The sequence below is a fragment of the Acinetobacter sp. 2JN-4 genome (assembly GCF_003687745.1).
GTDB classification, from domain to species: Bacteria; Pseudomonadota; Gammaproteobacteria; order Pseudomonadales; family Moraxellaceae; genus Acinetobacter; species Acinetobacter halotolerans.
In genome coordinates this window covers 57,320-70,874 of sequence record NZ_RDNY01000007.1, presented here as the reverse complement: position 1 = coordinate 70,874, position 13,555 = coordinate 57,320, and the positions used below count along the sequence as shown (strand labels likewise).

At 41.3% G+C, this 13,555-nt stretch carries 10 protein-coding genes; 6 read left to right on the top strand and 4 right to left on the bottom strand.

Annotated elements, in window-relative coordinates; translation table 11 throughout:
- The first annotated feature begins 12 nt into the window (after positions 1–12).
- The gene (locus EAH57_RS10995) at positions 13–1,296 is read left to right on the top strand and encodes a ribonucleotide-diphosphate reductase subunit beta (protein ID WP_121930095.1); all 1,284 of its coding nucleotides are present in this window, start codon (positions 13–15) and stop codon (positions 1,294–1,296) included.
- Positions 1,297–1,517: 221 nt separating this feature from the next.
- Here the strand turns inward: EAH57_RS10995 and EAH57_RS10990 are convergent, their stop codons facing one another.
- Entirely contained in the window at positions 1,518–1,910 is a 393-nt protein-coding gene (locus tag EAH57_RS10990; RefSeq protein WP_121930094.1) for a DUF4440 domain-containing protein, read from the bottom strand.
- Entirely contained in the window at positions 1,907–3,289 is a 1,383-nt protein-coding gene (locus tag EAH57_RS10985) for an MFS transporter (protein WP_121930093.1), read from the bottom strand. The genes EAH57_RS10990 and EAH57_RS10985 overlap by 4 nt, the downstream gene beginning before the upstream one ends.
- Positions 3,290–3,412: 123 nt before the next feature.
- On the opposite strand from EAH57_RS10985, the gene EAH57_RS10980 reads away from it, so the two are divergent.
- The 3 genes from EAH57_RS10980 (at position 3,413) to EAH57_RS10970 (ending at position 7,375) form a co-directional block, all read left to right on the top strand.
- The gene (locus tag EAH57_RS10980; protein ID WP_121930092.1) at positions 3,413–4,324 is read left to right on the top strand and encodes a LysR family transcriptional regulator; all 912 of its coding nucleotides are present in this window, start codon (positions 3,413–3,415) and stop codon (positions 4,322–4,324) included.
- 540 nt (positions 4,325–4,864) lie between these two features.
- Positions 4,865–6,505, top strand: coding sequence for a malate dehydrogenase (quinone) (mqo, locus tag EAH57_RS10975; protein ID WP_121930091.1), 1,641 nt, complete (start codon positions 4,865–4,867; stop codon positions 6,503–6,505).
- Between the two features lie 414 nt (positions 6,506–6,919).
- Positions 6,920–7,375: a hypothetical protein gene (locus EAH57_RS10970; RefSeq protein ID WP_121930188.1), complete on the top strand. Its 456-nt coding sequence runs from the start codon at positions 6,920–6,922 to the stop codon at positions 7,373–7,375.
- A gap of 55 nt (positions 7,376–7,430) precedes the next feature.
- Here EAH57_RS10970 and EAH57_RS10965 read toward each other — a convergent pair whose 3' ends face one another.
- Positions 7,431–9,488, bottom strand: a complete 2,058-nt coding sequence (locus EAH57_RS10965; RefSeq protein ID WP_121930090.1) for a choline transporter — start codon at positions 9,486–9,488, stop codon at positions 7,431–7,433.
- 117 nt (positions 9,489–9,605) lie between these two features.
- Complete coding sequence (locus EAH57_RS10960) at positions 9,606–11,204, bottom strand: BCCT family transporter (RefSeq protein ID WP_121930089.1); 1,599 nt, start codon at positions 11,202–11,204, stop codon at positions 9,606–9,608.
- A gap of 201 nt (positions 11,205–11,405) precedes the next feature.
- Between EAH57_RS10960 and betI the strand changes: the two genes are divergently transcribed.
- Positions 11,406–12,029: a transcriptional regulator BetI gene (betI, locus tag EAH57_RS10955; protein WP_121930187.1), complete on the top strand. Its 624-nt coding sequence runs from the start codon at positions 11,406–11,408 to the stop codon at positions 12,027–12,029.
- Positions 12,022–13,494, top strand: coding sequence for a betaine-aldehyde dehydrogenase (gene betB / locus EAH57_RS10950; protein ID WP_121930088.1), 1,473 nt, complete (start codon positions 12,022–12,024; stop codon positions 13,492–13,494). Before betI ends, betB begins: the two co-directional genes overlap by 8 nt.
- Positions 13,495–13,555 lie beyond the last annotated feature (61 nt).

Genomic DNA, 13,555 nt, shown 5'->3' with positions numbered 1-13,555 from the left:
GAGAGAACGCAAATGTCTATCCTAAGTTGGGACGATTTTGAAGATGATTCGCAAAAACCGACTACACATGAACACAAGTCTGCGCCCGTCGAACCGAAAAAAGCGGTTGATACGCAGATGGTATCTGATGCAGAGCCTGCATCGCCGAGCGTGGCAGCTTCACAATCCACTGGAGCCAGTGCCATCCGATCAACAAATCCCACCGATTCGTTGGCTCGAGCATCTAAAGCCTTAGAACATCTCGATGTTGCACCAGGTTTAGAAGAGCTTGAGATGGGTGCAGAACGCGTGCAAGTTGATGACAAAGCGATGATCAACTGCCGTGCGGACTTGAACCAGCTTGTTCCATTTAAATATGAATGGGCTTGGCAGAAGTATTTAGACGGATGTGCCAACCACTGGATGCCACAAGAAGTCAACATGAACCATGATATCGCGCTCTGGAAGTCTGAAAATGGCTTAACCGAAGATGAGCGTACCATCATCATGCGTTCTTTAGGTTTCTTCTCGACTGCGGACTCATTGGTTGCAAACAACTTGGTCTTGGCGATTTACCGTCATATTACCAACCCTGAATGCCGTCAATACATCTTGCGTCAAGCATTTGAAGAAGCGATTCACACCCATGCTTATCAATACTGTATTGAATCTTTGGGTATGGATGAAGGCGAAGTCTTCAATATGTACCGCGAAGTCCCAAGTGTTGCACGTAAAGCAGCATGGGGTTTGAAATATACACAGTCATTGAGCGATCCAACCTTCCAAACAGGTACACCTGAAAACGATCAAATCTTATTACGTAACTTGATCGCATTCTATTGTGTACTTGAAGGTATTTTCTTCTACTGTGGTTTCAGCCAAATCTTATCGATGGGTCGTCGTAATAAGATGAATGGTGTTGCTGAGCAATTCCAATACATCTTGCGTGATGAATCCATGCACTTGAACTTTGGTATCGATATGATTAACCAAATCAAGATCGAAAACCCACAGTTGTGGACAGCTGAATTCCAAGAAGAAGTCATTCAAATGATTCTTGAAGGTACTATGCTTGAGATCGAATATGCACGTGATACGATGCCACGCGGTGTATTGGGTATGAACGCAGCAATGATGGAAGAATACTTAAAATTCATCTGTAACCGTCGCCTATCTCAGCTTGGTTTACCAGAGCAGTTTGCTGGTGTAACCAATCCATTCCAGTGGATGTCAGAAATGATGGACTTGCGTAAAGAGAAGAATTTCTTCGAGACGCGCGTAACTGACTATCAGACTGGCGGCGCTTTGAGCTGGTAAAAAATTAAAGAAAAACGACAATTGAAATTTCAATAAGTCAAAAGCCATCTAATACTAGATGGCTTTTGACTTTTAAACTTAAATAAATTCGATGCAAGACACATGATTTCTAGAGTTTGAATAGGACTACCAATGAGTATTAAAGTCTCACACCTGACATAAACTATTGAAAAAACATTCAAATCATTTAAGACAACCACCTCTAGGGATTGTCTAAATTTCTACAAAGGAAGTGCTGTCTCATGCAAATGACGCCATATCACTTGGCTATCCTTCCCTAACTCGAACACCACGGTCGAAAAGCGCAGTGTTGGAGCTCCCCCTAGTAGTTTTTGTTTCTCTTGATAAGTTACGGTAGCTCCTGTTGCACTCTCCGCTATTAACTGCATATTGTCGATTTCAATTTCCAGCCCTGATTTCGCCCCACATTGCGTATGGAAAAATGCAGTTAACGACTTATAATTAAGCTGATCACCATTTGGCGTTACCATAGAAAATGCTGGACTGAAACGTGCCAATAAATCCTCACAAACTTCGTAGGGAATACTCACATCGCCAAGCCAACGACGGATCAATACATGAGCATCTAATACTTCTTGAAAGTAGCGATTCATAATTTCTCCTGATTAAACATAAGTAAAACACTCTTATTCGTTATGCGTAGGCTGAGTAAAATGGGAATGACAGAGCTGATAGCCGCTACTACAAAGCACATTTGATAAGCTTGAATCTGCTGCATATCTGACATGTTAAGTAATACGTTTAGTAATAAACTGATTATCGTTACACCAAAACAAAAACTAAGCTGACGGTTAATGTTCCATAAGGCACTAGCATCAGCTAACTCACTATCATGCACATGAATAAAGGCTAAGCTTTGCGCAGTACTACTACAAAGGCTACCGCCAAACCCCATCATTGCATAAGAAACAGCAATTAAAGTGATATTGTCGACGCTGCCAATTAGAGGTAATAGTCCGATACCACATCCCTGTACAACACAACCAATGATAAATAGTGGACGCGGGCCAATCTTATTAAAATTTTTGCCAGTGAGAGAGATAGCTGCAAACGCGGCTATAGCCCAAGGAAACATCATCGCACCTACTAGGGTAGCGTGAATATGCAATATATCCTGTAAATACAGCATCGTAATCAAACTAACGCCAGTAAAAATACCTGGAACAAGTTGATAGATTAGCATCGCAGTATGCAGCATCGGCTCACGAATTAAACGTAGATTGAGCAAGGGGTGCGTTTTACGTAACGAAGAGCAGACATACCAGACCATTAGCAAAATACCAAATATCAGTAAAATCCCTCCCAAGCTTAGATGAGCAGTTTCCCCCATGTAAGTCAGGCTCATCAAAATTAGCATCAGCGCCAGACAGCCCAATATCAGCCCACTAAAATCTAGTCGTTCAGTACTGATATTAACAACATCACTCTTTAGCCAGCAGATAGTAAGAACCAATGCAACGAACATAAAGGGCAAACTGATCAAGAAGACCCAACGCCAACTGACATTGTCTACTAGCACGCCACCGATGACAGGAGAAAGAGCTGGGGCCAATAAAGCGACTAGCATAACAATTGAAGAGAGCTTTGCCCGTTCATGATTACGATAGAGGGCATAAGTCATTGCTTGACCAACAGGGATCAACATCCCCCCTCCCATCCCTTGAACCAAACGCCAAATAATAAGCTGCTCAATTTGATTAGAGCCTGCTACCCCCAACGTACTGATGATAAAAATAAACAATGAGAAGATAAATAAACGCTTTGAACCTATTCTTTTGGACAGCCAACCACTTATAGGGATAACCACAGTTAATCCAAGAATGTAGCCATTACTCACCCATGCCAACTGATTAACTGACACATTTAGTTGCTGACCAATATCAGGATAAGCAATATTAGCGATAAACATGTTGACCAAATCGATGAAAAAAACTAGCAGATAGATGCTGGCGACACGTCCTCGATAACTCATAACTTCTCATGAAAAATAAAACAATAGACGTAGTATAAATTTAGAAAAATAAAGATAAATCGACATTAAGGAGTTACACTGTCAAAATTATTTTGACAATAGATTAAGTTACTAGGAAGAGTCATGCTGAATATGCAGCGTTTAGAAATATTTGTGGCGGTTGTGGAAACCAAAAGTTTTACCAATGCAGCAGATACTTTAGGGCTGACCAAAGCAGTAGTGAGCTTTAATATAAAACAGCTTGAGCAGGAATTGGGCTTTTCTGTGCTCACTCGCAGTACCCGAAAAGTAGCTGTCACTGATGCAGGCGAGCATTTTTATTTACGCTGTCAGCAATTATTGCAAGATGCAGAAAGTATCTTAGATGATTTTCGCAATGATCATACAGGTCTAAGAGGTAGACTACGGATCACCACGACGCCAGAATATGGAGCCAAAGTCATCGTTCCAATACTCTCAGCATTTTCAGCCTTACATCCGCAACTGCACATTTTGCACTCGTCTTCTTCAAAAAATGATGATTTGATAGCAGAACGTTTTGATGTCGCAATACGTCTTGGTCAACTAGTAGATTCCACGCATCGAGCAAAGTTAATCGATAGATTCGACATTTTACCTGTCGCTTCAAAAGAATATTTGATGATGCATTATGATAGTGCTATCACTGATCTAAAACAGCTACAAACCGCACGTTGGCTCGCTCATAGTCGCCTCGCTACACCATTAACTTGGGATGTCCTAACACCGACTGGAAAAAATGTAGTGTTCAAGGCAGATGCCACCCCCATAATTATGGCTGATAGCGCAGCTTCGTTATTAGCTTTTGCACGTAATGGCACAGGTATAGCTTTACTACCCGCTTGGTTGGTACAGGAAGATATTGCCACTGGATCTTTAATTCATTTACTGCCCGACCACTGTTTTCCTAGACAAGGTATCTATGCACTTTATCCCAATACCCGCCATGTGCCCGAGAAAGTGAGGGCATTTATAGATTTTTTACAAAGCCAAATAGATAAACAGCGTGGCAGATAGTAACGAAACTCAGAACTTTTATCTAAAATACATTCGTATGATTCATGATAAGTGACAATACACTCAACAGAGAGCTTTTCATTTAATTTCAGCTTTGTTCGAGTAAGTTTTATTTCGTCGTAAAATGCCTTTTGGTTGTAGATACCTTGGAGTATCAAGATCAAACTAGATACGAGAGATTTGCTCAATTGCCTCTGGTGTTATAATAAGAAGTGGATGCTCCCCGATATCATCCTAGACGTCTAGCTAGTCTCATTGAAATTAAATTGGCTAAAATATCAAAACATGTATCACACAACGCTCAAACCCTCCCATAAGTTATCCTAACCAAAATTTAAAAAAGTGATATGAATCACGTATTCTGAAACACTAAACACACAAAAATACTGTCCAAATTAAAGTAAAATTCACAAAATTGTCTCCAACTTCAATTAAAGCACTCGCCTATCCTGATGTGTCTTTAATACGCCAATCCTCATTTAAATCTTTTCTCTCTATATCAAACATATAGGGAGTCATTTAATTTTTAAGGTAAATTGAATGAAAAAATTTTGGAAATACTTATTAGCACTCCTTCTAGTGCTAATCGTTATCGCAATTGCCTTTCTTTTTAGACCTGTTACGTCTAAGGCAATCAAAACTAAAACTAACGAACCAGTTGTCGATGTTGTTCTCATCGGTGGCGGTATCATGAGTGCCACTTTAGGTGCTTATCTCAACGAACTACAACCCGATTGGAACGTTCGCATGTATGAACGTCTTGATACAGTTGCTCAAGAAAGTTCAAATGGTTTTAACAATGCGGGTACAGGTCACTCTGGCTTTATGGAAATGAACTATACCGAAGTAAAAGACGGTAAGATGGACGTTTCTAAAGCAGTCAATGTGGCAAGCCAGTTTGAAATTGCAAAGCAGTTTTGGGCACACCAAGTGAAACAAGGTGTATTGGGTACTCCAAACAGCTTTATTAATCCTGTGCCACATATTGCCTTTGTATGGGGCGACAATGTGGAATTCATGGAAAAGCGTTATGCAGCCATGATCAAAGAACCATTGTTTGCAGGCATGAAAATCACTGAAGACCCAGCTGAAATTAAGCAATGGGCGCCTTTAGTTATGGCAGGTCGTGATACGCAACAAAAACTCGCAGCTACACGTATGGACGTTGGCTCTGACGTGAACTACGGCGCGATCACAACTCAACTGGTCAATCATCTGGAAAAAAATCCAAACTTCAAACTCAGAACGTCAACTGAAGTAACTGGCATCAGTAAAAATGATGACAATACATGGTCTGTTGCGTTTAAAGATTTGAAATCTGGTGAAGTAAACCATGTCAAAACACGTTTTGTGTTTATTGGTGCGGGCGGTGCAGCCATTAAATTATTGCAAATGACAGGTTTGCCAGAAGCAAAACAATATGCTGGCTTCCCTGTCGGTGGTGAATTCCTTGTTACTGATAACCCTGCAATTACCGAGAAACACACTGCCAAAGTCTATGGTCGTGCTGATCTAGGCGCGCCTCCGATGTCAGTACCGCATATTGATACACGTTATATCGACGGTAAGAAATATGTCTTGTTTGGACCTTTTGCAACCTATTCAAATAAGTTCCTAAAATATGGTTCACAACTTGATTTACTTGCATCGACCAACAAGAACAATGTGTTGCCAATGGCAGCGATTGGGATGCAAAATGCTGACCTCGTTCAGTATTTGGTTAGCCAAGTATTGATGTCTGATGAAGATCGTTTCAATGAGTTGAAAAAATACTACCCTGAAGCTGATCCTAAAGACTGGCACTTACGCCAAGGTGGTCAGCGTGTCCAGATCATCAAAAAAGAACCGGGCAAACCAGCCAAATTGCAGTTTGGTACAGAAATCTTCGCCTCTGAAGATAAGTCTGTAACGGCACTCCTTGGCGCGTCTCCAGGTGCTTCGACCTCACCGTACATCATGTTGAACTTGCTTGAAAAAGCATTCCCTGAGCAAACGGCTGGGGAATGGAATGGCAAACTTCATGAGATCGTTCGTTCTTATGGTCAAGACCTTGCAACAGATCCAGCGTTGTTAGATCAAATCCGTCATTACACCAGCTCAACATTAGGCTTAACCTACTCAACGCCTGCGAACTTAGTTCCTGCTAAAAAAGTAGCTCAAGCGGAAGCTGTAGCTCAATAAGTAAATCCTTAGATCCATCAAAAGGGATGAGTTACGACTCATCCCTTTTTTTATTGAGTATGCCCTGCTTTTCTCTATAACATCACCCATGTTTACAGCATGTTCGCGTCGAGACTTGAGCGTATTGACCATCAATATACAGTCCGCACTTTTCTGTTACATTACTTGATTAAAAAAAAGCTATTTGTGCTCATTAGCCCTCGCACTTTGCTATTCTTGATTGTTACCAGACAACTGTATTTTTTTGTCTTATTTCTCACTATGATGAGCACATGTGACAGCATCAACATTTTTTATTCAGTAACCTCAACTGCAATTTACCCTTTTCCGAGAGCATTCTTGGACGCGCCGCCGCTATCGGTGGCATCTTTATGACGTCTAATCATGCGCTTGGTATTTTGTAATCTAATTCATATGAAAGACTCGTTACCTGCAACATCTGGCCACTCAAAAGTTATTATTTTTTCCGTCTTGGTATGGTTGGCTCTTTTATGCCTCCAATCCACTTATATTGTGATCATTGGCGGTAGCACTTATCTGTTTTGGACGTCGTTGGGTTTGTTGGTACTTCATCTATTGAGTTTCCGACCAAGCACTTTTAAAAATCGAACAGCTTTGGTGTTCACGACCTTCCTGCTGATTTATTTAGCGTTAAACTCTCTTTTTTGCACTTATTTAGTGTTAGCATTCTATTGTATTTTTTATTTATATTCAGGACATTATCGATATAAAAAGCTTATCAAACTGGCGGGTTTATTTTTAATTTTAATCGTCTTTGCACTTTATCAAGCTCAATCCTTACATGAGTTAAAAGAAAAATACGCAGCTCATGACACAGGTGAAACATGGCAACAGTACGGTGCTTTATAACAACCCAATAAAAAACCCCACAATGATTTGTAGGGTTTTTTTTGATAGCGTTGTTTTAATCCTGCGAGTCAGGATACAAAAGTCGATTTCCCGGACCAATACGATTCATATGCAAGAAAGACATATGACGTTCATATTTATCCAAAATATCATTAATCACCTGTTCTTTGGTATAGCCAGCCAAATCATTATCCTGAGAGCCCTCATATAAGAAGGTCTCTAAACGATAGTAGAATTGTTTACCACGCTTACCGCGCTCACTAAAGTTTGGCGCTGTATAGCGCACAGGCCAGATTTGATAGACGAAGTTATGTTCCTCTTCCAAATAAATCGTGAGATCAAGATGATACAGCGCATCGTTTTCTTCAAGCGGTGTACTGGTCACATCAACCTGCATACCCTGCTTAATCAGCTCATCTGCAACTGTTTTCACCGCAGGATGACACACCGTATCTAACATATGCTGCGTTTCGGTTGTCCCCGGATGCTTCATCACACGCCGTAAACGCTGCTTCCAGTTTAGAATATCGACATTACCCACTACTGGTGCAGCATTGAGGCTGCGACTGGCATTACGGTAGTCTTCCAAACGTAAAGATTTATACAATCCCGCCATCACCAACAGCATGACAAAACTAAATGGGAGTCCCATGATCACCGTCGCACTTTGTAAGGCGGTGATACCATTTGCCATCAACATCGCAAGGGTCAATAAACCAATAGCAACCGCCCAAAAGACACGCAACCAACGTGGTGCATCATTATCAATATTGGAAAATTTGGTTGTGAAGTTACCCAATACCAATGCGCCAGAATCGGCAGAGGTCACATAAAACAGCAAGCCTGTAATCGTGGCAATCCCAGCAACAAATGCAAACCATGGATATTGTGCCAATAGATCATAGAAACCATGTGCAGGATCAGTGAGAACCGTTTGCGCTAATGCTGTATTACCATCAAAAATGACATTGTATAAAGCACTATTACCGAAGATAGACAACCATGTAATAGTGAACAACAAAGGAATGATTAACGTGCCGCAGACAAACTCACGAATGGTTCGCCCACGCGAAATACGCGCCAAGAACAATCCAACAAATGGCGACCATGCTACCCACCATGCCCAAAAGAAAATAGTCCAGCTATTCATCCACTCAGTTGGTTGTTCAAAAGCAAAACTTTCGAGTGATAAACTTGGGAAACGACTGATATAATCACCAAAGTTTTGTACCAAAGCATTGAGTAAGAATTCGGTATTACCCAAAAATAAAACAAATAACATTAAGCCAATGGCAACATAAATGTTAATTTCGGATAAAACTTTAATTCCTTTATTAACCCCAGCCGTCACAGAAATAATCGTGACAATGACTGCAACTAAAATGAGACCCGACTGAATCCACAAACCTTCAGGCCAATCAAATAAAACATGTAGACCATAATTGATTTGAACGACAGCAATACCACAGGTTGTGGCGATACCAAAAATCGTTCCGATCACGGCTGCTGTATCAACAGAATGCCCGATTGGACCATCAATTTTGTTACCAAAAATAGGGTACAAAGCCGAACGAATGGTCAATGGTAAATTATAACGATAGCTAAAGTAACCCAAAGCCATGCCCATCAAGGCATACATACCCCAGCCAGTCAAGCCGTAGTGAAATAGTGTCCACACCATGCCCTGACGTGCAGCTTCATAGGTTTGCCCCTCACCTATAGGTGGGTTCATATAATGGGACAATGGTTCTGCCACCGAGAAGAACATTAAGTCCGTCCCGATCCCTGCGGCAAACAACATCGCAGACCAACTCAATAAACTAAATTCAGGTTTTGAATGTTTTGGTCCAAGCTTGATATCACCATAGCGAGAACAAGCAATAAAGACCACAAAGACTAAATAAAGCGTTGCTGCAAGTAGGTAGTACCAAGTAAATGTAGAACTGACCCAACCCAAAACCGTATTCAATACGTGATTGGCGAAGTCGTTAAACAAAATCGTAGTTAATGAAAATATTAAAATTATGAGCGCTGAAACATAAAAGACCACACGATTTAACTGATCTTTTTCTTGAGATGAATCATCTACCGCTCTTGGATTATCTGTTGCCATACAATCCTCAAGTGAGTTAGAGAAAAAAAGAAAATACTCATCCTTGTCGTTTCGCGATTGGCTTCAAAACAAAAAGACAAGGATGAATAAAAAATGAAAAAAGGTCATTTACCGAAATTACATATCTTCTGATGGTTTGGTATGTTGAGGTGGTGGCGGAGATGTTCTCGTTGCCATCTGTAAAAATTTGTCCTGTTTAAGTGCTTTAGCTAAACCAAACATATAAAGCAAAATAATCACGGAGAATGGCAATCCACAGAGTACAACTGCACTTTGCATCGCATCAAAGCTACCTGCTAAGAGCAAGCCAATACTGACAATAGTAATTACCACAGACCAGAAGATACGCAACCAAATAGGTGAATCACTCTCATTACTGCCGCCTTTCGAGGACAGATTTGCGATCATGAGTGTACCCGAACCCACAGGAGTCAAAAACAAAACGAAACAAATCATAACAACAATCCCTGCAATATAAGGATTGAAAGGTAAAAATTCGAGAAACTTAAATAAGGATAATCCGGGATCGGCTAAGACCATTTCCCCTAAAACTTTTTGTTTTTGATTTAAAATTAAATGAATTGCGGTGTTCCCGAAAATCGATATCCATGCCAAGGTAAAACCAAGCGGCACAAGACATACACCTAAAACCACCTCACGAATAGTTCGCCCTTTGGAAATACGCGCGATGAACATGCCAACAAATGGCGCCCAAGCAATCCACCATGCCCAGTAAAATACCGTCCATGAACCTAACCACGTATTTGCCTGCTGATCGTACAAATACATATCAAAACTTTTGGCAATAAACTGGCTCAGATAATCCCCAACATTCTGCACCAAACCATTGAGCAGATGATTGGTTGGTCCTGTTAAAAACACAAATAACAATAAAACATACAATAAGCGCAAATTAATCCGTGAAAGCCAAGCCAGTCCTTTTTCAATCCCAATCACCGTGGTAATCGTTGCCACAAACATCATCAACAACACCACGGCAATCAGCGTTGTATGATTATTAGGGATGTCGGGTATCAGATAAACAAGGCCAGAGACGAGGACTAATGCGCCAATACCCAAGTTGGTGACCAATGAAATAACCGTGGCTAAAATACCAAATCCATCGACAAAATCCCCGACCCAGCCATAAATTCGCTCACCAAAGATAGGATAAAGGGCGGAACGTAATGCCAAAGGCAAATCTAAACGGAAAGCAAAATAACCCAGCGTGACACCGATCAAGGCATACAGCACCCAACCATGAATACCCCAATGTAAAAAGCTATACATCATGGCATCTCGCGCCGCCTGAACCGTGCCGCCCTCACCTTCTGGTGGTCTTAGAAAATGATCAACAGGTTCAGCAACACCATAATAGAGTAAGGCAATACCAATACCAGCTGAAAATAACATCGACACCCAAGCCATATAACCAAACTCAGGTTTATCGTGATCTTTCCCTAATGGAATCTGTCCAACCCGAGAAAATGCCAGCCAAGCAACAAAACCTAAACAAGCGACAATGACCAGCATGTAATACCAGCCAAACAATTGGTTGACTTGTTCTTGCACATAAGTGAGCCAAAACTGACTTTGTTCTGGAAACAACACAAACAATAAGCCGAAAACGCCAATACTGCTTGCAGAGCTCCAAAAAACGAATAAATTTAATCGGATACGTTCTGAAAAAAATCCATCACTACCTTTTGACACCATGTTGTTGCTCCTTGCAATCGGTGTATTCTTATTGCTTTAAATCTTGACCAATCAATCAAAAATTAGTTGATTTTTGCAGATCATACTTTTTATTGATTGAACGTTCAATCAATAAAAAGTATGATAAAAAAATGTTATGATGTTCAACATTGAGAAATGTTAAATAAAAAAGTACCAATATCGGGCTTTCAATGGATCAACATGACGAAACGTAAAGTAAAACCAGAGCATGTGCGGCGTGAAGAAATCATCAATGCTGCATTCGATGTGATTTATGAAGTGGGGCTATCCAATACCACCATTGCACAAATTGCAAAAAAAGCTGAAGTATCAACGGGTATTGTGAGTCACTATTTTGGTGATAAACAAGGCTTAATCAATACTTGTATGCAAGAAATGCTCAACGTTTTACGTCAGAAAACTGATCAATATAAAGTTGAAGCTGACTCGCAGCCAGAAAGCCAAATTAAGGCGATTATTGATTCCAACTTTGATATCAGTCAGGTCAATAAACAAGCCATGCGCGTTTGGTTGGATTTCTGGTCTGCAAGTATGCACCTACCTGAACTGGGTCGTTTGCAACGCATTAATGATCAACGCCTGTATTCAAACTTGAAGTTTTATTTTCTCAAGTTACTCGATAAAGAACAGGCCAGCATTGCCGCTCGCGGATTAGCGGCATTGATTGACGGATTATGGCTACGCGGTAGTTTGAGCAGTCATGAAGAGTTTGACAGCCAACTTGCCCGTTCCATTGCCTATGACTATGTCAAAACGCAATTACAATTTGCGCAAAAACCTTTGCAGGAGAAACAGAATGAGTGATGCACACGTTCATCAATTATATATCCACGGACGCTATGTAGAAGCAACCAGTGGTAAGACATTTGATAGTATTAACCCTGCCAATGGTGAAGTGATTGCAACACTTCAACAAGCCTCGCAACAAGATATTGAAGCCGCAGTTCATAGCGCGCAACAAGGACAAAAAATCTGGGCTGCCATGACCGCCATAGAGCGTTCTCGTATTTTACGCCGTGCAGTTGACATTTTACGTGAACGTAATGATGAGCTGGCGCAACTTGAAACGCTCGATACTGGTAAAGCCTACAGCGAGACATCAACCGTTGATATCGTCACAGGTGCCGATGTACTTGAATACTACGCTGGTCTTGCGACTGCAATTCAAGGCGAACAAGTCCCGCTTCGTGAATCAAGCTTTTTCTATACTCGCCGTGAACCACTCGGTGTGGTTGCAGGGATTGGTGCTTGGAACTACCCGATTCAAATTGCTTTATGGAAATCTGCCCCTGCGCTTGCAGCAGGCAATGCCATGATTTTCAAACCAAGTGAAACCACTCCCCTAACCGCATTCAAACTTGCAGAAATCTATACCGAAGCAGGTCTTCCTAACGGCGTATTTAACGTTGTACAAGGTGCTGGTAGTGAAATTGGACAATGGTTAACTGAACATCCAATCATCGAAAAAATTTCATTTACTGGTGGAGTCGAAACTGGCAAAAAAGTCATGGCCAGTGCCGCAGGCTCTACCCTTAAAGAAGTCACCATGGAACTCGGTGGTAAATCACCACTGATCATTTGTGCCGATGCAAATATCGACCGTGCCGCAGATATTGCGGTGATGGCAAACTTCTTTAGTTCGGGTCAAGTCTGTACCAATGGTACCCGTGTCTTTGTACCAAAAGCCCTGTTAGCTGATTTTGAAGCGGCCATCGTCGAACGCGTGAAATGTATTCGTATCGGTGACCCGATGAATCCTGAAACTAACTTTGGCCCACTTACCAGCTTTGCTCATATGGACAAAGTCCTCTCATATATCAATGCAGGCAAGCAACAAGGTGCCAAATTATTGATTGGTGGCGATCGTCTCACTGAAGATGCTTTTGCACAAGGTGCTTACGTTCAACCTACCGTGTTTAGTGACTGTACCGATGATATGCGGATTGTACAGGACGAAATTTTTGGGCCAGTCATGAGTATTCTCAGTTATACCACTGAAGAAGAAGTGATTCGTCGTGCGAACAATACCACCTTTGGTTTAGCCGCTGGCATCGTGACTCAAGATATCAGTAGAGCACATCGCATGATTCATCAGATCGAAGCGGGTATTTGCTGGATCAACACATGGGGCGAATCCCCTGCTGAAATGCCAGTCGGTGGTTATAAACAATCTGGCGTTGGGCGTGAAAATGGTTTAACCACTTTGGGACATTACACCCGTATTAAATCCATTCAAGTTGAGCTTGGTGATTACCAAAGCATTTTCTAAAAAGCGTTGCGCTTTATCTTCACTTGATCAACTGAATCACTATGTATTCAGTTGATCATGC